Annotated in this window: 27 protein-coding genes and 1 pseudogene; 23 read left to right on the top strand and 5 right to left on the bottom strand. The window is 37.1% G+C overall.

Annotated elements, in window-relative coordinates; all coding sequences use genetic code 11:
• Positions 1-31 precede the first annotated feature (31 nt).
• The 7 genes and pseudogenes from ACN6NE_RS26680 to ACN6NE_RS26650 all read left to right on the top strand — a co-directional run bounded on the left by ACN6NE_RS26680 (position 32) and on the right by ACN6NE_RS26650 (position 6,627).
• Positions 32-1,546 (top strand): FAD-dependent monooxygenase, encoded by a 1,515-nt coding sequence (locus tag ACN6NE_RS26680; protein WP_240702727.1) that lies wholly within the window; start codon positions 32-34, stop codon positions 1,544-1,546.
• Positions 1,547-1,677: 131 nt separating this feature from the next.
• Positions 1,678-2,370 (top strand): response regulator transcription factor, encoded by a 693-nt coding sequence (locus ACN6NE_RS26675; RefSeq protein WP_474328518.1) that lies wholly within the window; start codon positions 1,678-1,680, stop codon positions 2,368-2,370.
• Positions 2,367-3,836 (top strand): sensor histidine kinase, encoded by a 1,470-nt coding sequence (locus tag ACN6NE_RS26670; RefSeq protein ID WP_474328287.1) that lies wholly within the window; start codon positions 2,367-2,369, stop codon positions 3,834-3,836. Before ACN6NE_RS26675 ends, ACN6NE_RS26670 begins: the two co-directional genes overlap by 4 nt.
• Positions 3,837-3,861: 25 nt before the next feature.
• Positions 3,862-4,317, top strand: coding sequence for a hypothetical protein (locus ACN6NE_RS26665; RefSeq protein ID WP_474328285.1), 456 nt, complete (start codon positions 3,862-3,864; stop codon positions 4,315-4,317).
• Positions 4,318-4,370: 53 nt separating this feature from the next.
• Entirely contained in the window at positions 4,371-4,928 is a 558-nt protein-coding gene (locus ACN6NE_RS26660; RefSeq protein WP_474328283.1) for a TolB family protein, read from the top strand.
• Positions 4,929-5,089: 161 nt separating this feature from the next.
• Positions 5,090-5,840 (top strand): annotated as a pseudogene (locus ACN6NE_RS26655) (M15 family metallopeptidase).
• A 115-nt stretch (positions 5,841-5,955) separates the two neighbouring features.
• A complete protein-coding gene (locus ACN6NE_RS26650; protein WP_047932399.1) occupies positions 5,956-6,627 on the top strand; it encodes a DUF421 domain-containing protein in 672 nt (223 codons plus the stop codon).
• Positions 6,628-6,657: 30 nt separating this feature from the next.
• On the opposite strand, the gene ACN6NE_RS26645 is transcribed toward ACN6NE_RS26650, so the two are convergent.
• The 3 genes from ACN6NE_RS26645 to corA form a co-directional block, all read right to left on the bottom strand.
• Complete coding sequence (locus ACN6NE_RS26645; protein ID WP_474328281.1) at positions 6,658-7,392, bottom strand: polysaccharide deacetylase family protein; 735 nt, start codon at positions 7,390-7,392, stop codon at positions 6,658-6,660.
• A gap of 83 nt (positions 7,393-7,475) precedes the next feature.
• Entirely contained in the window at positions 7,476-8,753 is a 1,278-nt protein-coding gene (locus ACN6NE_RS26640; RefSeq protein WP_474328279.1) for a polyamine aminopropyltransferase, read from the bottom strand.
• 145 nt (positions 8,754-8,898) lie between these two features.
• On the bottom strand, positions 8,899-9,861 hold the full coding sequence (gene corA / locus ACN6NE_RS26635; protein WP_474328277.1) for a magnesium/cobalt transporter CorA: 963 nt from the start codon (positions 9,859-9,861) through the stop codon (positions 8,899-8,901).
• Between the two features lie 130 nt (positions 9,862-9,991).
• Between corA and ACN6NE_RS26630 the strand changes: the two genes are divergently transcribed.
• The 15 genes from ACN6NE_RS26630 (at position 9,992) to ACN6NE_RS26560 (ending at position 18,578) form a co-directional block, all read left to right on the top strand.
• Positions 9,992-10,867 (top strand): STAS domain-containing protein, encoded by an 876-nt coding sequence (locus ACN6NE_RS26630; protein ID WP_474328275.1) that lies wholly within the window; start codon positions 9,992-9,994, stop codon positions 10,865-10,867.
• A 221-nt stretch (positions 10,868-11,088) separates the two neighbouring features.
• Positions 11,089-12,159 (top strand): FMNH2-dependent alkanesulfonate monooxygenase, encoded by a 1,071-nt coding sequence (gene ssuD / locus ACN6NE_RS26625; RefSeq protein ID WP_129710314.1) that lies wholly within the window; start codon positions 11,089-11,091, stop codon positions 12,157-12,159.
• 120 nt (positions 12,160-12,279) lie between these two features.
• Positions 12,280-13,053: an alpha/beta hydrolase gene (locus tag ACN6NE_RS26620; protein WP_129710312.1), complete on the top strand. Its 774-nt coding sequence runs from the start codon at positions 12,280-12,282 to the stop codon at positions 13,051-13,053.
• A gap of 79 nt (positions 13,054-13,132) precedes the next feature.
• Complete coding sequence (locus ACN6NE_RS26615) at positions 13,133-13,333, top strand: DUF6501 family protein (RefSeq protein WP_013057578.1); 201 nt, start codon at positions 13,133-13,135, stop codon at positions 13,331-13,333.
• A 280-nt stretch (positions 13,334-13,613) separates the two neighbouring features.
• A complete protein-coding gene (locus tag ACN6NE_RS26610) occupies positions 13,614-13,853 on the top strand; it encodes a YiaA/YiaB family inner membrane protein (RefSeq protein ID WP_013057577.1) in 240 nt (79 codons plus the stop codon).
• 123 nt (positions 13,854-13,976) lie between these two features.
• Positions 13,977-14,498, top strand: a complete 522-nt coding sequence (locus ACN6NE_RS26605) for a hypothetical protein (protein WP_129710310.1) — start codon at positions 13,977-13,979, stop codon at positions 14,496-14,498.
• Positions 14,499-14,607: 109 nt separating this feature from the next.
• Complete coding sequence (locus ACN6NE_RS26600; protein ID WP_013083687.1) at positions 14,608-14,826, top strand: spore germination protein; 219 nt, start codon at positions 14,608-14,610, stop codon at positions 14,824-14,826.
• A gap of 8 nt (positions 14,827-14,834) precedes the next feature.
• Positions 14,835-15,038 carry a hypothetical protein gene (locus ACN6NE_RS26595; protein ID WP_129710308.1) on the top strand — a complete coding sequence of 68 codons (204 nt, stop codon included), beginning with the start codon at positions 14,835-14,837 and terminating at the stop codon, positions 15,036-15,038.
• A 185-nt stretch (positions 15,039-15,223) separates the two neighbouring features.
• On the top strand, positions 15,224-15,565 hold the full coding sequence (locus ACN6NE_RS26590; RefSeq protein ID WP_013057574.1) for a DUF1033 family protein: 342 nt from the start codon (positions 15,224-15,226) through the stop codon (positions 15,563-15,565).
• A 97-nt stretch (positions 15,566-15,662) separates the two neighbouring features.
• Positions 15,663-16,193 (top strand): RNA polymerase sigma factor SigY, encoded by a 531-nt coding sequence (gene sigY / locus ACN6NE_RS26585; RefSeq protein ID WP_129710306.1) that lies wholly within the window; start codon positions 15,663-15,665, stop codon positions 16,191-16,193.
• Positions 16,190-16,510 (top strand): YxlC family protein, encoded by a 321-nt coding sequence (locus ACN6NE_RS26580; protein ID WP_129710304.1) that lies wholly within the window; start codon positions 16,190-16,192, stop codon positions 16,508-16,510. The genes sigY and ACN6NE_RS26580 overlap by 4 nt, the downstream gene beginning before the upstream one ends.
• A complete protein-coding gene (locus ACN6NE_RS26575; protein WP_013057570.1) occupies positions 16,510-16,710 on the top strand; it encodes a hypothetical protein in 201 nt (66 codons plus the stop codon). Before ACN6NE_RS26580 ends, ACN6NE_RS26575 begins: the two co-directional genes overlap by 1 nt.
• Positions 16,711-16,902, top strand: coding sequence for a PLD nuclease N-terminal domain-containing protein (locus tag ACN6NE_RS26570; RefSeq protein ID WP_057235575.1), 192 nt, complete (start codon positions 16,711-16,713; stop codon positions 16,900-16,902).
• A gap of 12 nt (positions 16,903-16,914) precedes the next feature.
• A complete protein-coding gene (locus tag ACN6NE_RS26565; RefSeq protein WP_474328267.1) occupies positions 16,915-17,805 on the top strand; it encodes an ABC transporter ATP-binding protein in 891 nt (296 codons plus the stop codon).
• On the top strand, positions 17,802-18,578 hold the full coding sequence (locus ACN6NE_RS26560; RefSeq protein WP_129710300.1) for an ABC transporter permease: 777 nt from the start codon (positions 17,802-17,804) through the stop codon (positions 18,576-18,578). Before ACN6NE_RS26565 ends, ACN6NE_RS26560 begins: the two co-directional genes overlap by 4 nt.
• Before the next feature lie 27 nt (positions 18,579-18,605).
• Here the strand turns inward: ACN6NE_RS26560 and ACN6NE_RS26555 are convergent, their stop codons facing one another.
• Together ACN6NE_RS26555 and ACN6NE_RS26550 are read right to left on the bottom strand one after the other, a co-directional pair.
• The gene (locus ACN6NE_RS26555; RefSeq protein WP_474328265.1) at positions 18,606-19,409 is read right to left on the bottom strand and encodes a lipid II flippase Amj family protein; all 804 of its coding nucleotides are present in this window, start codon (positions 19,407-19,409) and stop codon (positions 18,606-18,608) included.
• Positions 19,410-19,517: 108 nt separating this feature from the next.
• Positions 19,518-19,664 carry a YuzK family famiily protein gene (locus ACN6NE_RS26550; protein WP_014459567.1) on the bottom strand — a complete coding sequence of 49 codons (147 nt, stop codon included), beginning with the start codon at positions 19,662-19,664 and terminating at the stop codon, positions 19,518-19,520.
• A 243-nt stretch (positions 19,665-19,907) separates the two neighbouring features.
• On the opposite strand from ACN6NE_RS26550, the gene ACN6NE_RS26545 reads away from it, so the two are divergent.
• A complete protein-coding gene (locus tag ACN6NE_RS26545; RefSeq protein ID WP_043981572.1) occupies positions 19,908-20,555 on the top strand; it encodes a VC0807 family protein in 648 nt (215 codons plus the stop codon).
• Positions 20,556-20,572: the final 17 nt, after the last annotated feature.

Below are 20,572 nucleotides of genomic sequence, written 5' to 3'. Positions count from 1 at the left end.
TACTGTAACTGAATGAAAAGGAGAGATGATGATGAATCCACAAATCCTAATCGTTGGTGCCGGCCCTACTGGCCTCGTTATGGCCTACAATTTAGCCAGACATAACATTCCTTTTCGAATTATTGATAGAAGCGGCGGGCCTGGGCAAGCCTCCCGGGCAATGGCTATTTTACCGCGAACCCTTGAATTTTATCAGCAGTTCGGCTTTGCAGATGAAGTCATAGACCGCGGGATTAAGATGGAAGATGTATACGTCCGAGTAAAGAATAAAATAAAAGCAAAAGTTCATCTAGGATCTTTAGGAGAAGGATTAAGTCCTTTTCCTTTTGTTCTTACATTTCCACAGGACGACCACGAGCGGTTTCTGCTTGAAAAATTAAAAAATCTTGGGATTGAAGTAGAATGGAAGACGGAGTTACTATCTCTAGCTGAACACGGAGAAAGGGTAAAAACTTTATTAAAAGCCCAACAAGAGGAAATGGCTTATTTTAAGTATATTTGTGGATGTGACGGAGCACACAGTACAGTTCGCAAGCAAATGAATATAGAGTTTAAAGGAGAAAAATATAAACAGCATTTTTATGTGATGGATGTTCACGGATCTGGTGAAGTGATGAAGGATCAAAAAATCAGTATTTCATTTAGCAATGAAGAATTTTTGATTTGTATGCCTGTTAGAAGTAAAGGAACGTATCGAATGATCGGCATTATTCCTTCAGCTTTTGGGGATCAAAACGATGTAAAAGCTGAAAACATTCACGCTTTTATTCAACGAACATTTGGTGCTCAGGTTGAGGGTATAAATTGGTTCTCGACATATCATATCCATCACAGAGTAGCAAGTCGTTTCCGACAGGGGCGTATTTTTCTAAGTGGAGATGCAGCCCATATTCATAGTCCTGCAGGCGGACAAGGAATGAACACAGGAATTGGAGATGCAATCAACCTTTCCTGGAAATTAGCAGCTGTCCTTCAACGCAAAGCGGCACTTTCCATATTAGATACATACGAAGAGGAAAGGCTGCCTTTTGCAGAGCTGCTTGTAAATACAACTGATCGCGCTTTTAAGCGAATGGTGGCACGAGATAAAACGAGTCAATTTTTTAGAAAGCATATCTTTCCGCCTGTACTATCCTTTTTATTTCGTTTCCCTTATCCCCGTCACAAAGCATTTACGATTTTATCTCAAATCCGTATTAAGTATCGAAATAGTGACCTAAGCAGCGGGCAAGGGACAAATGTGCAAAGTGGTGATCGATTACCTTATGTAGAAGGGAATTTTGAATCTTTACAGTCTTTAAACTGGCAAATACATGTCTATGGAACAGCAGCAGAGAAGCTAAAAAAGAGCATGCAAGAAAAAGACTTCTCCTTGCACGAGTTTTCTTGGAACCCTTACTTGAAGAAAGCAGGGCTTCAAAAAGATGCTCTATACGTTATTAGACCGGATGGATACATTGGTTTTATTAGCAGCGAGCAGCGTATAGATCTGCTTCATCAATATTTGCATACGCATAAAATCCTTCCTTTTACAAATGAATATTAAATCTTAAAAAACGCCATCTTATGTGGTGTTTTTATTTTTGTTTACAATTTCGAAACAACTTGGAGATGTTTTTGGGAAAGCTGTTTGATAAGATAGACGAATAGAAATATCAAATGAAAGTACGTGATACATTGAATAAAAGGATTTTAGTAGTTGATGATGAAAAAAGTATTGCTACAGCGGTATCTTATGCTTTCAAGCGCGAAGGATATATTGTAGACACAGCATCTGACGGTGAAGAAGCACTTGAAAAAGTAAAAAGCTTTCGACCTGACGTGATGATATTAGATGTGATGATGCCAAAATTAACCGGCTATGAAGTATGCCGAAAACTTGAGAATCGACGAGGAATGGGGATTATCTTGTTAACGGTTAAAAATGATATCGTCGATAAAGTTCTAGGCTTAGAGTTAGGCGCAGATGATTACATGACCAAGCCGTTTGATGTAAGAGAACTTGTAGCTAGAGCTAAAGCACTTGTTCGGCGAATAAAAAAAAATGAAGCTCCTGAAGCTGTGGGAGAAATCACAGTGGGAAAAGTGAAGGTGAACTTAATTCAGCGCACGTTACATGTTGCCAATGAGTTAGTTAAGCTTACACCAAAGGAGTTTGATCTTATTGCTTTATTACTTGCCAATTTAGAGAGAGTGTACACACGAGAAGATTTACTAGATCTTGTCTGGGGGATGGATTATGCAGGCGGTACACGTACGGTAGACATTCACATGCAGCGCCTTCGAAAAAAAGTAGGAGAAGCAGAGCCTTATTTGCTTCAAACGGTATATGGCGTTGGATATAAAGCGACAGCAGGGATCAATGAATGAAAATCAGCCTAAAAGCTAAGATGGGGCTCGTTCTTGCTTTTTTAATTATTTTAACAGTAACCGTACTGAGCGTACTTGTGTTAAAAGGAATTGAGACAAATCAGCGTGATCAGCTAGAAAGTGAACTTATTCAAAAAAGCAAAGCAGCCGAGCAAACAATTCATCAAAGTTATGTAACCGGTGACCCGTCTCTGAATACAGATTCTTTTCTTCAGCAAAAAGGACAGCGCCTTGCATCTTCGATTGCATCACAAAGCGGAATGCAAACAGTCCTGTATAATCAAAAAGGACAGGAAGCAGGAAGCTCTATTCCCATCGGCCAAAAAGATGTGGATGTTTCTGATACGCTTAGCTATGCTTTGAAAGGAAAAATAGCCTATCAAACCTCGGGTTCTTCCCTTATTTACTTCGCACCTGTGTCAATCGATAATCAATTTATTGGAACCATTCGTTTTGACCATTCCCTGAAAAATAATCAGCAGTTTATAGCTGACATTAGGCACTTATTTCGTATGGGAGGAACGATTGCAGCAGCAGCAGCTTTTTTAATTGGCTACGCTTATTTTTACCGCATTGCTTCGCTCATCGCTACGCTTCAAAAAACTTCACAGCAGATTCGAAAAGGCTATTATTTAACTGATGTGCCGTTCAAACGACGCGATGAACTTGGAGAGCTTAGTCAAGGCTTGTTTTTTATGAGTACGTCGATTGAAAAAAATATCGATCAAATGAATGAAGAAAAAAGAAAGCTTGAGTTCGCTATTTCGAAACTGAAGTCTCTTGAACAGCAGCAAAAGCAGTTTATCGGTAACATCAGCCACGAATTTAAGACGCCTTTAACATCGATCAAAGCTTATGTTGACTTACTTGATATGTATCGAGATGATCCTCAGCTTATGGAAGACGGTGTGCAGAATATTCGTAAAGAAACGAATCGCCTTCATGAAATGGTAGATAAAATCTTAAAGCTTTCAGCTCTTGAGAAATATGATTTCGAGCAGCGGCCAGAGCAAGTTGAATTGAAGCGGCTTCTAGAAGACATATGCGATCGTATGAAAGGAAAAGCAGCTAAATTTGATTTGACTCTTCATACAAATATCAAAGAAGCAGTTGTTTGGGCTGATCGTGAAAGCTTAATACACATTTTTATCAATTTAATTGACAATGCTATTAAATATAATGAACCAGGCGGAAAAGTGGAAGTAACGTCTTACACTTTAGAGAATTCTATTATTGTGGATGTAGCTAACACCGGAATAGGGATTCCACCCGAAGCAGAAGAGAAATTATTTCAACCATTTTTCACCGTAAATAAAGATCGGTCGCGTTTATCCGGAGGTACAGGCCTTGGCTTAGCATTAGCCAAAGATTTAACTGAAAAACAAAAAGGCGTTATCAAGCTGCATCATTCTGACTCTAAATGGACGATTTTCAAAGCGTCGTTTCCTTTGAAAACAGAGAAATGAGTTAGCTAAAAGGAGTGAACCGTTATTGAAACGGTATAGATTAATGATATGTATAGCAAGCACTTTTCTTATTTTAACATCATGCGGACAAGAAGAAAGCCATAGAGAAACCGTTGAAAAACCCGACAAGAAAATTACTGTATTGGACCAAGTAGATAAAGATGGAAAAATAGAAGTGAAAGACGTTCAAAATATTAACGGCGTAAGGGCATTTCAATTTTTCAACGAAAACACAATAATTGTTAGTAAAGAAAATAAACAATTTCGTTCGCACGATTTCGGTCCTAAAGAGGTATATACACAGAATCTAGCTACTTATAATCTAAAAGACAGGTCTACTTTTGTGTTGCATCCAAGCAATGAAATTCACCATGCGGCGAAGCTTTCTCCGAATGGTGAATATCTTTTTTATAAAGTAGCAAAAGGCGAAGATACATTTGGTTATATAATGAACCTTCAAACAAAAAAACAGTTAAAATAAAGAATGTTCTTCTCTATCCATCAAGCGGAGAGTGGCTTAATAATTCAGAAGTAATGTTTATTACAATGGAAGGAAAGCTTTCTAAAGCAAATGTAAAAGGAGAAGCAGAACCTCTGTTGCACAGAAACCATCGAATCTTAGATGCAGTTAAAGGAATAGGTGGCATTTATTATATTGGTGTAAACAACCAGCTTTTTTTTCTTCATAACGAACAGACGGACCCTGAAAAAATCCGAGATAATGTGGTTTCTATTATCCCGTCTCCAAACGGAAAACAATTAGCGCTCGTTCAGCAAAAAGATGCCCAAACGAGAACGCTGTCTATCACAGATTTAAAAGGATCAGAAGCCTTTCAGCTTGCTCTGTCCACTCAAATTTTTGGTGTAAGCTGGTCTCCCGACGGTTCGAAATTAGCTTATAACTTTATTTCTGAAAAAGAGGGAGATAAAGGGATATTCATAGCAGATGGATTAACAGGAGATGTTACACACTTAAACGTAAATTTAGACTATGCCGCTGATCAGCTTGCTTGGAGTCAATCAGGAAATAAACTAGTTGCATCGAGCTTTACGCAAAATCAAGTTCATACGTATATTGTCTTTTTGGAATAGACTGCTTAGGCAGTCTATTTCTATTTTTTTCACACCTTAAATTTTTTTAGAGTGTTTACAAGTTTGAAACAACTGAATAACAGACAGAAACATTTATATTTTATCCTTTCTTTATAGGCTTTTGTAGCGCATCAAAAGCCGTTTGAAAGGAGTAAGACATCATGAAATACTTTTTATTTATTTGTTCTTTAACTTTTACGCTGATGATAGCAGGGTGCGGAACAAGCAATTCTTCATCAAAGCCTGCCAGAGAATTCACAAAAAATGGACAGCCTCAAAAACTAGAAAGCTCATCAGCTTCTTCATCTTTAACGAAATCTAATGTAGACGAAACAGTGGTAATAGCCAATCCAGAATCGGTTACGGCTTTAGTTAATAAAAAGCATCAGCTTCCTGAATCCTATCAGCCTTCTGATTTAGTCTATGCCGACGTTCCGTTTATCTTTAACGAAAAAATAGAAAAACGAATGCTTAGAAAGCCTGCGGAACAAGCACTTGAAGAACTTTTCCGAGATGCTGAAAAAGAGGGAATCAGCTTACGGTTATCGATCCCACGAGCGTCAAAAAGAGCTTTTTGCATTTTATGCAAAGCGAGACGGTGAAGAACAAGCACGCACCTATAGCGCCTACCCTGGAACAAGTGAACACGAAACGGGACTAGCAATCGATGTCACGGGAGGAAGTGGAATGTGTGCTGCAGCGGACTGCTTCGCTGATACACCAGAGGCTCATTGGCTTTCAAAAAATGCGTATCAATACGGATTCATTATTCGATACCCTGAAGGTGAAGAGCAGGTTACCGGCTATAAATACGAACCATGGCACCTTAGATATGTAGGGAAAAAAGCAGCCGCATCCATTTTTAATCAATATGCAACGTTAGAAACCTATGCAAGTAAGAAAAAAGCTTAATCAAAAGTTCTATAACTGGAGAAAGAAGGAAAGAAAAATGAAAAGTCAGGTTTATCACTCTCACATATGATACAAACTGATACTATAACATGCTTGCTATAGAGGAAGGGTATCGATGTATAAAGATATTGCGATTGAACTGATATGTGGATTTTTAGCGCTATTTATTATGCTGAAGCTTTTAGGTAAGACGCAGTTTGCTCAAATCACTCCGTTTGACTTTATTACCACGCTTGTCCTGGGAAATATTGTGGGAGATGCAGCTCTTGAAAAAGGAGTAGAGTTAACTGAAATTCTGTACAGCGTTTTGATTTGGGGGCTTCTGATCTACGCAGTGACAAAGCTCTCTCAAACTTTTACAGGGTTTAGAGGAATTCTTGAAGGAAAGCCTTCAATGATTATTTATAAAGGGAAAATCCTTTATAAAGAGCTTAAGAAAAACAACTTGGACTTGAATCAGCTTCAGCATCTGATGAGACAGCAAGGGTATTTTTCACTATATGAAGCAGAATACGTCATTTTAGAAACAAATGGAGAGGTGAGTGTCGCTCCTAAACACGAATTCGGCCCTCCGACGAAAAATGATTTAAACATCCCTTATTCTCAAACCAATTTACCTATTGCTTTAATCATGGATGGAAAAGTAGTGCCTGATAATTTGAAAGAAGCAAACGTAGATGAAAAATGGTTAAAAAAACAGCTTGCAATCAAGAAAATTAAAAAATACAGCGAAGTTTTTTATGCTGAATGGCAGCAAGAGCGAGGACTAGAAATAACAAAATTCTAAAAAACCCTTTCCTTTTAAGGAAAGGGTTTTTTAGCTTTCTTTTAATAGCTTAGCAAAATCTTCAATCGTTGTAGAATACGTAACGTACAGACGCGGAATAAGATAGTTTTCATTCTTTTGTCCGCTTTCAGTGAAAAATTTTGGAATCGTTGAAAGACCAAATGTATAATTCTTTTTTGTTTCTTCCACTACGCGGCTATTGACCTTTCCATAGGGGTAAGCAAGAGCAATAACGGGCTGGCTCGTAATGGCTTCAATTTTTCGTTTTGAATCAGCTAGCTCATAGGATAAATTTTTCGTCTTAGTTAAATCCGGATGAGTAGCGGTATGAGACTGAATAGAAAAAAATCCTGAATCAACAAATTTTTTTAAATCCGCTGGCGACAAACGGTTGGGACGACCGATAAAATCTGAAATCACAAAAATTGTAGCAGCTGGATGAAATTGAGGACTCGCTGCTCGTTGAAAAATAGGCAAGATAGTAAGATTATTTTTATATCCATCGTCAAATGTAATAAATATAGGTTTTTTCACACGCTTTAGTTCCTGCCATTTTTCAAATCTTAGCGGCGTATATCCTTGCTTTTTAAGATAATGAAGTTGTTTCTCAAAATTTTCAGGCGTCACATACAGTTCTTTTTCCCCGTGGCCTGTGTAGGCATCAATAGAATGGTAAATCAGAACAGGCACTTTCACTTGGCTAAAAGCGGGGGAAGGGAAAATAACAGTTAGCAATAAGATAACAAAAACCGAAATTTTTCTCATAACAATCCTTTCTGTTGCACAGTGGTGACGAGACTGTTTTAGTATGTCAAAAGAAAAGGAATGTATAAGCCAAGCTTTCTTTTTTACAAATATAAGCCTTCTTTTTTAAATATTTTATGCAGAACCAAATGCTCAGCAGAGTTCACAACTGCAAACTGTTTTTTAGAAAGAGAATGGGGAGAAAAACGTATTAGCTTAGTAAAGTCTGATGGCAGCGTAGTAGATGAAACATCAGTAGAGAGTATAGGGGCAGACAAAGGTGTTTTCGAGCCGATGTGAAACCCCCAATCTCCAAAAGAGGGAATAATGGTGTGGTAGCTCAACGTATAAAACTGAGAAGCTTTCATCGTCTTATTGATGCTCCAAAAAACGATAGGTGTGTCTCTAGGGAAATTTGACTGACATACGACCAAGCCGCTGCGCGATAGTGAACGTTGGAGAAGTACGTAAAATTCTTTTGTATAAAGAGCACTTATTTTTTTGTTAGTAGGATCAGGAAAGTCGATAATGATAATATCATAACACGCTGAATTCAAAGAGAGGTAGTCAACAGCATCTTGGATATGAACGCTGACACGAGAATCTTCAAATGAGCGTTGATTTAACTTCTTTAATTCTTCTACATTCATCGCAGCATTTACAACGTCAGCATCTATTTCCACAAGGTCTATTTCTTTAACTTCTTTATATTTAAGGACTTCTCGTAAAGCTAAACCATCTCCACCGCCTAGAATAAGAATGCGGTGAGGACGTAAGGAAGCTGCAAAGATAGGGTGTACAAGAGCTTCATGGTACGCATGTTCATCCAATGAACTAAATTGCAGCTGTTCATCCAAATACATTCGAATATCAGGTGCTTTAATCAGCTGAATATCTTGAATACGATTTTTTTGATGAAACAAAATATCATGCTGGCCTGATAAGATCTGCTGTAGACTAACGTGATCTGAGTCATCTCCACGATTGAGAAGGCCCGTTCTCCTCGCATGCTGACGATTCTTTATTGACATTTCAGCGTTTTGAATTCCGCGAGAAATCGAATACACAACAGCTTTTTTTGCAGCTAATTGCTTCAGCAACGCATAACCAATTTCAATTATTTCTTTGTCTCCGCACGTATAAAAATCTAATGAAGCATAGTTTTCTTCAGGCCAAGTATGAATAGACAAGTGAGAGGTAGCTAATACGAGAATGCCTGTAATGCCTTGGGGCGTAAACTGGTGAAAATAACAGTGCAAAACTTCCATCTCTGCATCTAGGGCAGCTTCAATAAGAATTCGCCTTAAAAGTGAGGGGTCATTTAATATCACTTCATCGCATTCGAACGCATCCATTAGCAAGTGTTCGCCTTTAATATCCACTAATTCAGCCTCCTTTCTGAGCATTATTTTCATCATCTTATGAATTTTTTTATAAAAGGGAAACGCGAGTATGTTATTTTATAAATATTTTCGGGAAATAAGTAGTTATCGTCACATAGAAAAGCACCTCTGTTTGAGAAGTGCTTTATTCTTTATCCGCATTAAACCAGCCTTTTCGCTTGAACCATAGAATTAATCCAAGCGTTATCAGTCCCATGAAGCTAAGCACAAAGAAATAGCCATAGTGCCACTTTAGCTCAGGCATATTTTCAAAATTCATTCCGTATACGCCAACGATAAAGGTAAGGGGAATAAAGATAGATGAAATAACGGTCAGTGTCATCATGATTGAATTCATCCGGTTTGAATTAAGAGAAAGATAATTATCGCGCATATCAGATGTCATTTCCCGATTTGATTCAATCATATCGGCTAATTTTAATAAGTGGTCATAGACATCTTTAAAATATCTTTTTTGTTCAGGATGAACATCTAGGCGTTCAGAGTTTATAACACGGTACAATAAATCGCGCATAGGCAAAATGGTTCTTCTGATTTTCAGCAAATCACTTCGAAGTTTGAATACATCTTCCATTAAAACAGAGATGGATTTTTTTGCATCTATGTTTTCTATATCATTCAGCTCATCTTCAATCTGATATACAGTGGGGAAATATTCATCTACCACTTTATCCATCACAGAATACGCAAGATAGCTTATCCCTTTTTCTTGAATCGAAGGTGTATGAAGCAGCTTTTCCCATACTTTATCAATTGCAGCCGACGGGTGAAAATGAAAAGTAACGATATAGTTTTCTCCGATAAAAAGGTCAACTTCTTCAGCTTCTAATGTTTGACGATTTAACGAATGAAGGACAAAAAAACTGTATCCTTCATAATAATCGAGTTTTGGACGCTGCAGAAAATGAAAGCAATCTTCAATCGCTAACGGATGAAATTGAAAGGATGATTGAAGCAGCAGCGCTTCTTCTTCAGAAGGGCAGTTAAAGTCAATCCAATAGTACTGAATAGAGGGATCATGAATCTGATCTAATTGTATACCTTTCACAAGTTTATGATTGTTCGTAAGAGCTAACGTTCGTATCATTTGAAAACTCCTTTGTGTTTTTATAGCTATTTTCAATGTAGCATAAAATCATAAAATACACGTATTTTTTAAAAAAATTTTCTCTCTTCTCTTTTTATAAAACTAGTAAGGGTGAAAAACTTGAATTATAATGACAGTAGTAGCTCGTATGGAAAGGGGAATCGTTTTGAATAAAAATGAAGCACTTCGAATGTTTTTTTTAAAACATGCAGATCAACTAACGGAAGAATGGTATGAAAGCATTGAAGACAATGACCCAGAATCGGTTTATGCATCTACTCATCCGGAAGTCATTTCAGTATTAAAAGATCAAAATAATGAATTTCATTTATACATAGCCGATGTATTTATAAAAAGTGAAAAAGAATTTTTTGATTCATTTGAAACGTGGATTTTAAAGATTGCGAAAGACGGAGAGCATGTAAGAACGCCTATTCATTATATTATTCGAGAATTTTTCCGAGTTAGAAAACAGTATTTAATGTATTTAAATCAATTTGTAGAAGAGTACGAGAAAGATATTATGCAAGAAGAACTAGACGAATGGAACGAATTGATTGTACGTGTATTTGATATCACCGTTTATAAATTTGTAGAAGAGCATCATCAGCATTCAAAGCGTTTGCTTGAGGCTCATAAAGAGCTAATCAATGAGCTGAGTTCCCCAGTTATTCCATTAAGCGATCATATTGCAATTCTTCCGCTTGTTGGGGATATCGACACGGCAAGAGCGCGTCGAATTTTAGAAAATACGTTAACTCGCTGCGCTGAGCAGCAAGTGAATCACCTTTATATTGATATTTCGGGAGTGGTTATTATTGATACGATGGTTGCTCATCAGATTTTCCAGCTGATTGATGCTTTAAAATTAATAGGGGTAGAATCAACTATCTCTGGGGTACGTCCTGAAATCGCGATTACAGCTTCTCATCTAGGTTTATCATTTGAAAATATATCAACAAAATCAACCCTTGCAAATGCGATGGCTTCACGTATGAAAAAATAAAAAAAACAAGAATTACTTATAATTCTTGTTTTTTTTTATTTTAATTCAGACTTGACATATAGGTTAAAACGGCATTATGATTTTACTAATTTAATAAATAAAAAGAGTAGTATTACATACGCTAAGATAAAAATGTACATCTGTAATTAGCGGACAAGAATTGAACAAACAATATGAAAACGCTTTATATAGAATACGAGAATATTTAGGAGGAAATAGAAATGAACATCTTATGGTTTTTCCCTACAGCAGGCGACGGACATTATCTAGGCACAACCGAAGGAAGCAGAACAAGCGACATTCACTACTTAAAGCAAATCGCACATGGGCTGGATTATCTAGGATATGACGGCGCTTTGTTGCCCACTGGTTCAAATTGTGAAGATTCATGGGTGATTGCGTCGGCACTTGCTTCCGTTACGAATCGACTGAAGTTTTTAATTGCACTTCGCCCGGGTGTAATGTCTCCAACACTTTCAGCACGGATGGCTTCGACATTCGATCAAATGTCAAACGGCCGACTTATGTTAAATATTGTGACGGGAGGAGATCCCGTAGAGCAAGCAACGTACGGTAACTATTTAAGCCACGATAAACGCTATGAGTTAACAGATGAATTTTTAACGATTTGGCGAGATGTAATGGAAGGAAAAAAAGTGGATTATAAAGGAGAACATGTTGATGTAACAGGTGCGTACATTCCATCGCCTCCTGTCCAAAAACCGTATCCTCCGCTGTACTTTGGTGGATCTTCTCCAGCAGGAAAAGAAGTAGGAGCAAAGCATGCAGATGTATATTTGTTATGGGGAGAGCCGCCCGCAGTGATTAAAACAAAAATTGATGAGATGAAAGAAAAAGCTGCAAACGAAGGTCGGGACATTCGCTTTGGTATTCGCCTGCACGTTATTGTAAGAGAATCGGAAGACGAAGCGTGGGAATCTGCAGATAAATTAATTAAACATGTTAATGATGATACGATCAAAGCGTTTCAAGATAAGTTTGCGTCATTTGACTCCACTGCCCAAAAAACACAGTCAAGTTTGCACAGCGGCACAAAAGATCGAGGTGCACTAGAGATTGCTCCGAATCTATGGGCTGGAATTGGCTTAGCACGAGAAGGAGCTGGAACCGCTCTTGTTGGAAGTCCTGGAATTGTAGCGGATCGTTTAAAAGAGTACAAAGAGCTAGGAATTGATACATTTATTTTATCAGGTTACCCCCATCTAGAAGAAGCATATACGTTTGCTGAGCTAGTATTTCCACATATTCAAAAAGAAAGAAGCAAGAGATAATTCTTGCTTCTTTCTTTTTGAATGATAAAAAACAAATACCCCAGTTGACTCATAGGAATTATAGGTGTATTATAAAGATAGTTCATTTAGTCAGAAAATTTTTGATAAAGGGTGAAGAAAATGGAACGTTATGACGTAATTCAAGGCGCAGAATCTTTTTATTATAAAGGCAGCGACATTGGTATACTTGTTTCTCATGGATTTATGGGGACTCCTCAAAGCATGGAATATATCGGAAAAGAATTAGCTAAAAAAGGTTTTACTGTGTACGGTTTGCGACTAACGGGACATGGTACTCACTACTATGATATTGAACAAACAACGTATGAGGAATGGAAGCAAGACTTTTTAAATGGGTATCAGCGTTTGAAGCAAGAATGCCGTCATGTATTTATCTTGGGTCAGTCCATGGGAGGCACTCTTACCTTTCATACAGCGAGTCAAGGACTAGATCTTGACGGAGTTATTGCAATCAATCCGGCTATGACGTCAATTCCTTCAATGGAGCCTTATCGTTCTCGTCATACGCCTCGTTATTTAAAAGAAGATCATCCTGATATTAAAGATCCAAACGTACATGAAATTACGTATGATAAAGTACCCGTGCGCTCTATGCGTGAGCTACTTTCTTTAATGGACGAAACAAAAGAACGCTTATCTCACGTAACATGCCCGGCTTTAGTACTAACATCAACCGTGGATAACGTAGTACCGCCTGAGAATTCAGCTTATATCTTAAACCATATTCAATCATCAGAAAAAAGACAGCATATGCTTCGAAACTCTTACCATGTTGCATCAATGGATTTTGATAAAGATACAATTGTTGCGCAAACAGCACAGTTTGTACAAGCAACGGTTGCCAAAAAAAAAGTGCATGAGCGAATTTTTTAATTTTTAAATTCGCTCCGTTTCTTTTTTACTTCAAGTAAGATAAAATGAATCTTGAATGAAAACAAAGGAGTGTACATACATGATTCATTTAGAATGGAACGATCGTCCAACAATTAAACAAGTAAAATGCATACATACAGATGCGAAAAAATTCGTGGTTGAAAATGTATTAACAGCAGGAAAAACATATGATGTAAAAAACGAAACAGAAGAGTTTTATTTTGTTGTTGATAACACTGGCCAAGTCGGCGGCTTTTATAAAGAATACTTTGAAGGCTAAACAAAAAATCATCGTCTCGGCGATGATTTTTTTTATTGCAATAATTACCTGGAGCTTTTCTTAATAAAAACGAATGAACATACTTCTAAAGAGAAATTTCATATATCTAATCATTTCGAAAAAAAAGCTTTATGACAAAAATAGAATGTAAGACCTAAATTCTTCCGTTTCTTGTTCTGATTAAAAGGGTAACTGACCATAAATACCCATGACAACAATTATTTTACAATGTAAAATGAAAGCGACGCTTAACAGAAAAAGGAAAAGAGGAGGTCATACGATGAAAAAGCGTAATACAGCAGCTTTTACATTTTTAGCATGGACAGCTTTTATTACCGCACTATTAGCTATGTTTATAGGAATTTATACCTTAGATGCATCATTACCGGTAAAAGGTTATTATGCCGTTGGAACACTATACTTAACGATGTCTGCTTTCGTGCTCCAAAAAACCATCCGTGATAACGAAGAAGATACGGCGCACGAACGCAAATATGACAAAGCAGAAGAAGAATTGTAAGACGAAAAAAGCATTTTTCTAGCTCTTTGAAAAACATCCCCATTTTTGGGAGATGTTTTTTTATATAAAAAAACAGGGAACTTGTCACTCCATGTCGTATTAATAAAGAAGGAGGCGATTGAATTGACACAACTAATGATTAATAACGTGAGCTTTCACGTTGATATGTTTGAAGAAAAAATGATTACTGATGCGAATACAGGTGAAGAGTTGAAAAGGCTAAACTTTTCTTTTTCGGTTGTAGGCAAAGCAGCTTATGATAAATATGATGCATTTTTTGAAGATCCGTACTTTGAAGTAACAAATATGGAGACAAAAGAAACGCTGACACTAAAAAACATTTCGCACAGCACATTTTATCAGTCACCTGAAATTACAGATCATACAAATATTGTTTTCAGAGTGAAGCTGCAGCAAGAACCTGTTAAAGTAAAAGAACAAATAAAAAATGAACAGTCAACAGAGAGCACGGTAAACGAAATGCTTTTATCTAGAATAAAGTTTAAGGCTCTTGTCGAAATACTTGAAGAAAAAGGACTTCTAACGGAGAATGAATTGTATACTAAAATTGAAGAAGTAGCAGAACGAGATTTTGATATTCTGCGAGATGAATTAAGTCATTCGAAAAAAGAGGTAAAAGCGTAAAAATACCCCACTCTGCAGGGGGATTTTTTATTTATATCCATTAATGTATAACCCTTTTGATAAATCGTTCATATATTACATCACGATGAAAATAAAAAGGGTGAGGATAATGCCGATTGTTATTAATCATGTAGTGATTCCAAACGTTACAGGAGGAGTCGTTACGTTTGGCGATACGTACTATGTTTCTCCAAAAAGTAACAGTAAAACTGCACAAGGTTCAGGGTCTTCAAATACAGGAATTTGTGTAAATACAAATTCAGGACTTTCTAATACAAATACGCTCGATCCCGATGGTTCTGATCAAAACGGCTTCGGAAACGGATAAGGAGAGAGATGTTTTACTCTTCTTTCTATACGCCTTTTCAGTATTCGTTCTATCCGTATTTTATGCCTTCGTTTGCACGTCCAATTGGATTTGTCGTTTCACCTGATGGAGCGATGGACAACTGGTGGGGCAAAAAACCATCTTGGTGGGGAAAATCACGCCTTCAGCAGGCGTTTTCCCTCCCATTACCCAGTATTATACGGGCAGTTTAGTTCCTTATAGTTTAAGGAGCTATTATTAATATAAAAAAAGGAGTTTAGATTAAGCTACCTTGTTGGCGCCTATTTCCTGAAAATAGGCGTTTTTTTCCGTTTTACTTGATTCAAAGTTATTTTTGCTGAATAATAAGGAAAAGAGAAATTTTAGAAGTAAGCTGTAAGTAAGGAGATGTTCAATCATGACAGATAAATGGAGAGTTCATAAAATAAAAAGTGATTGTGAACCTTGGCTGTTTTTAGAAGGCTGGGAAAAAGATATTATTGAAACCATTGAATTTGAAAAAAAAGAAGAAGCGCTTCGCTACTACGCGATGATGATTTATGAATTTCATCAAAAATACGCAAGCGTACGAAGTGATGAACTAGCGCTCTTTAGCTTTTGGAACGAAGGCGAAAAGGAATTTTGCGAGGCCTGTGATGATGATCTTCAAATCTTCCACGGTGTTTTATTCGCTAAAAACGATGAAGTCTATTCATTAGAAGAAGATGAAGAAGGATTAAAAATGCTTCGTACTAAATAAAAACGTCCTGCGGGGCGTTTTTTTTATATAAAAAATGAACGATTTCAATCGCTAAAGCGTCATATAGGTGATGAAACAAAAAGGAGGGGTGACCGCTTTGGAAGAAGATGATTTCATCCTTGTCCAAAAAGCATTACAAGGTGATGATGATGCCTTTTCATTATTATTTCAGCGCTATCATTCATTTTTATATAAATACCTTTTAAAGCTGACATTAGATGAGGACTTATGCAGTGAATTGTGTCAGGAAGCAATGATAAAGTGTTACGTAAATCTTTCTTCATACAAAAATGAAGCAAAGCTTTCGACTTGGATGATATCCATTGCTTCAAGACTGTACATGGATTATTTGCGTAAGCAAAAACGTGAAAAAAGCAGTCTCCAGCGAATAAAGCAGTCTTTATCGCATCAGCTTCAGTGGAAAGCTAAATACAAAGGAGTGGAATGGAGCGAGATGTTTTCCGATTTTAATGAACTCGATTCGCGCTTTCGAATTCCTGTCTTGCTTCGACATTATTACGGATATACATACGATGAGATTGCCCATATGCTGAATATGCGAGCAGGAACGGTCAAATCAAGAGTAAATAAAGGAGTAAACATACTGAGAAAGGAGTGGAAAGAATGAAAGAAGAAAATGACAATCAGTCCTTACATTCTTTAAAAAAAGATTGGGAGCAGCTAGAGAGTTTAGCAAGTCATGAACGTATTTCTCTTCATGTAATTCAAGAACAGCTTCTCATTCAAAAACAAAAGCAGAAAAAAGCTTTCCGGAAAGAGTTATGCTTATTTACATTAACAGCACTTGTTATTTTAACGGTAATGGCAACAGCTATTTTACAAATACCTGCCTTATTTATCGCCATTGAAGTAATTGGGATCATTGTTGCTCCTATTTCTTTTATCGTTTTTCACTATAAACGAAAAAAGGAGATGTTTTTATAATGAATGAAAAATGGATTCTTGTGCTGTTTATTTCACCATTTCTCCTTCTTCAAAGCTTTCTACTTTTTATCAATGCAAAAAAACGCGGCGCTCATCCATGGTTTTGGGGAATATGGGGACTGATTCAAATTCCAATGCCAACGCTATTTTATTGGTTTTTTATTATTTGGCTTCCAGCACGAAGAAAAAGGGGGATGTAAATGAAGGACATTAACTGGTTGTTAATTGCTCCAATTCTATTATTACAATTGCTTTTAATGATTCCAGCATTGATAAGCTGTATAAAGCAAGAAGAGACAAACGGGCCAAAATGGTTATGGGGACTCATCATTTTATGTGTAAGTACAGTTGGCCCTGTTTTATATTTTGTTTTAGGACGTAAAAAACAGTGAGGTGGAACGAAGATGTTTATGCAAGTAGAAAGACTGACAAAAGCGTATCGTAATATAACCGTTGTAAATAACCTTTCATTTAATCTCGACAAAGGAAAATGTGCAGCTTTGTTAGGCCCTAATGGCGCAGGTAAGACGACTACTTTGCATATGATTGCAGGTCTTACTGCACCTAATAAAGGGAAAATTTCTTTTGAAGATAAACAGCATCAAGACGTACGATCATTTATTGGCTTTCTGCCACAGCATCCTACGTTTTTTAATTGGATGACGCCTCAGCAGTATTTAACTTTTTTAGGTCTTTTATCTAACATTTCAAAAAATGTGCTTTCCCACCGAATAGATGAAGTACTTGAAACTGTAGGTTTAAAAGGAAAGGAAAAGCAGAAAATTGCTGGCTTTTCTGGAGGAATGAAACAACGTTTGGGCTTGGCGCAAGCCTTGTTACATAAACCTGAACTGCTAATTCTAGATGAACCGGTTTCGGCTTTGGATCCTGAAGGCAGAAAAGATGTCCTAATGATTATCGAAACATTAAAAAAAGATACAACCATCCTTTTTTCAACTCACATTTTGCATGATGCAGAACAAATATGCGATAACATTATTATGATTAAAAACGGACGTATGAAATGGAATGGAACAAAGAGTTCGCTGCGCCAAGAGTTTACGGCTCCTGCTTTTACGATTGAAACAGAAGAAAGGCTTCCTGCATCACTTAGCAGTCTGCCAAGTGAACAGGTGCTGTTTCATTCTCCTTATAAAGCCACTGTAGGTGTAAAAGATACATCTCAGCAGCAGCAACTGCTTCAACTGCTTGTTGATCAACAAGCAAACCTTGTTTTATTTGAACGAAAACAGCATTCTCTCGAAGATGTGTATCTAGAGGTGATGAACAAATGAACACATTTGGAGTCTTATTAAAAAAGGAACTTCATGAATTATTTTCCAACGGCAAAGGAATTTGGCTGCCAATCTCTCTAATTTTACTAGGCATCACTCAGCCTTTAACAAGTTACTATATGCCGCAAATTCTTGATATGGCAGGGAACTTGCCAAAAGGAGCAATTATTCAACTTCCTACGCCCACCGGTCAAGAAGTAATGCAAGGTGTCCTTTCACAATATAGCACAATAGGAACCTTACTGATTGTACTCGCCAGCATGAATATGATTTCAAATGAACGACAAAATCATGCTGCTGTACTTGTTATGATGAGACCGGTGAGCGTCATTCAATACATTATGAGTAAATGGGCTGCGCAAATCGTACTGGTCATTGGCTCAACGTTTATAAGCTATATAGCAGCGTGGTATTATACAAATCTTTTATTTTCATATGTGGATTGGACTCATATGCTAGTTAGCTTTCTTTTATACAGCCTGTGGCTGATTTTTATCTTGTCCGTTTTAGTGGCAGCAGGAACATTTCTTTTACAAAGCGGAGGGATTGCTGGAGTAAGCATTTTGATCATTGCGTTACTTTCATTTTTGAGTACTTTGTTTACGAATCAATTAAAGTGGAGTCCTGCAGCGCTGTCACAATACGCCGCTCGTCTGCTTGAACAATTGCACTGGTCACAAAGTGTCACCTATACCGTAGTTGTTACGTCAATGAGCAGCTTTTTTCTTTTAATCGCTGCTGTTCGTAGATACAAAAAAGTGGAATATGTATAAAAAGACTTCTTTAATGAAGTCTTTTTTCTAAGGGATTAATTTGCAAATCCATGCAATATAAAGAGCAGCGGGGACTAAGAGAATCTGAGCACAGATGGTCCCGCACAAACGAGAGATGACAAGTGTACCAACCATTTTGTTCATAGATTGCTTAGTGGATTCACCTTTCATTACCTTTTCAGTTAAAATGGCTACTTGCGGATCTACAAACACAGCAAGGGTAATCATCGCTAGTCCGTTAATAAGACCAGAAGACATCAGTATTGATTTAGAAAGAGTAGGCTCGAGCGTAGAAGCATAAAGAGTGGAAAGAACACCTACTGTATAAATGGTCGTAGCCATTAAATTCAAAAGAAGCAACCGCTTGGGCACTCCGCCTATTCGCAGCTGAGACAGCATAATCCACCTAGGACGCTTCACGTGTTTTTTTGCTTTCTCAAGCGTATGTATGGAAGCAATGTTTTTCATCATTTTGGGTACAGATCCCGCTACTTCTAAATGTAAAATCATTCGAGAGAAGATTGATACAAAGCTAGGAATTAAAAGAGCACCTGCGATTGTCCCAATAGAAGCCGCGAGCAAGATAGTTTGAAGCTGATGAAGCAGAACGGGCAAATCTTCTTTAGACTGGACCACATCTCCTAATTTGCCGGTCAGCGGAGCTTGCACCATATTAGCTGTTCTTGAAACAATGACAATAATATTAAAAAGAGATAGAGCTACGACTAGCTTCCGAGTTTTCAAGCCCGCAAGTCTCACAGAGTAGGCTAGTGTTTCAATCATGTGAATAATTCCTACAAATACACAAATAATAAGTAATTTTTCTATCATAATAAGCAAGTTCCTTTCTTTGATACACGCACTTCCTTATTATGTATAAATTTGGTTCATTTGTAAATAAAAAGCCGCTTGCTACAAAAAGTAGCAAGCGGCTTTTTATTATCGATGCTGGTTAATATCACGCAATATATCTTTGCTAGCCTGATAATCTTTTTCCCGTTCTTTTTCCACCTGTAGACGTTTGTCTAGTTTACGGCTATATTCAGCATACCCCACGCCGTGAGAAAGCTGCATGGCCTTTTCCATTTCTGACGTGTACGTTAGGTGAAGTGCGATAATGAATCAATCCTTTCAGCATTTTTCACTTGTGCTGCTGCTCAAGTGTTTGGATGTTTATAATTCTTGAAGTCTTTCTAGAAATCGTTTTCCCTGTCGCTCTGGATCTAAACATCAAATGATTAAAATTTCATAACATTCCAGGTAAAAGCCTTTTTTTCTTGCGTAGTATCCCATATAATAGCAGGAACAACGTTTTTAAAGGAGTTATATATGAACAATACAAAACGAGTATGGTTTGATTTACTTTTTTATATCGCTATTCCTTACCTAATATGGAACCAAGGAAAAGACATTATTGGTGATTACTATGCCATTTTGCTTTCAACAGCACCAGCGTTTGTGTATACCATTTATACATTTATTAAAGATCGCCAGTTTAATGTAACAGGATTGTTTATTGTCATTACGCTGCTGGCACGTACCATTATTGATTTAATTTCAGGAAACGCAGCGACGATGCTAAACAATCAAGTATACTTTATGATTGGACTGGCTGTAGTTGTCCTTTTTACCATTGTGATAAAAAAGCCAATTGGTTTGTACTTTTTTGTAGATACGGCGTACTTAATGGGCTATAAGCGAGAAGATTCTCTTAAGCTCTTCCACCAGCCTGATTTATTCAAAATGATGAACTGGCTTACAGTACTGTTCGCAGGTCGCTATGTATTTTTAGCAATTGTAAAATACGTATTGATTCAAAAGTACGGAGTAGAAGGGTACGGGAACATGATTGTGTTCCGTCAGGCCGTTACGTGGGCATTCTCCATTTTAATTGCCATTTACACGTATTTTATTTATAAAAAAATTCAAGATAAAACAGGGATGGATAACCCAATGAATCCAAATGTAAATGAATAAAAAGAAGCGTGCGTTTA

The organism is Priestia sp. 53B2 (assembly GCF_056099005.1).
The sequence above is the reverse complement of the archived record's forward strand: the minus strand, read 5'-3'. Positions and strand labels throughout refer to the sequence as shown.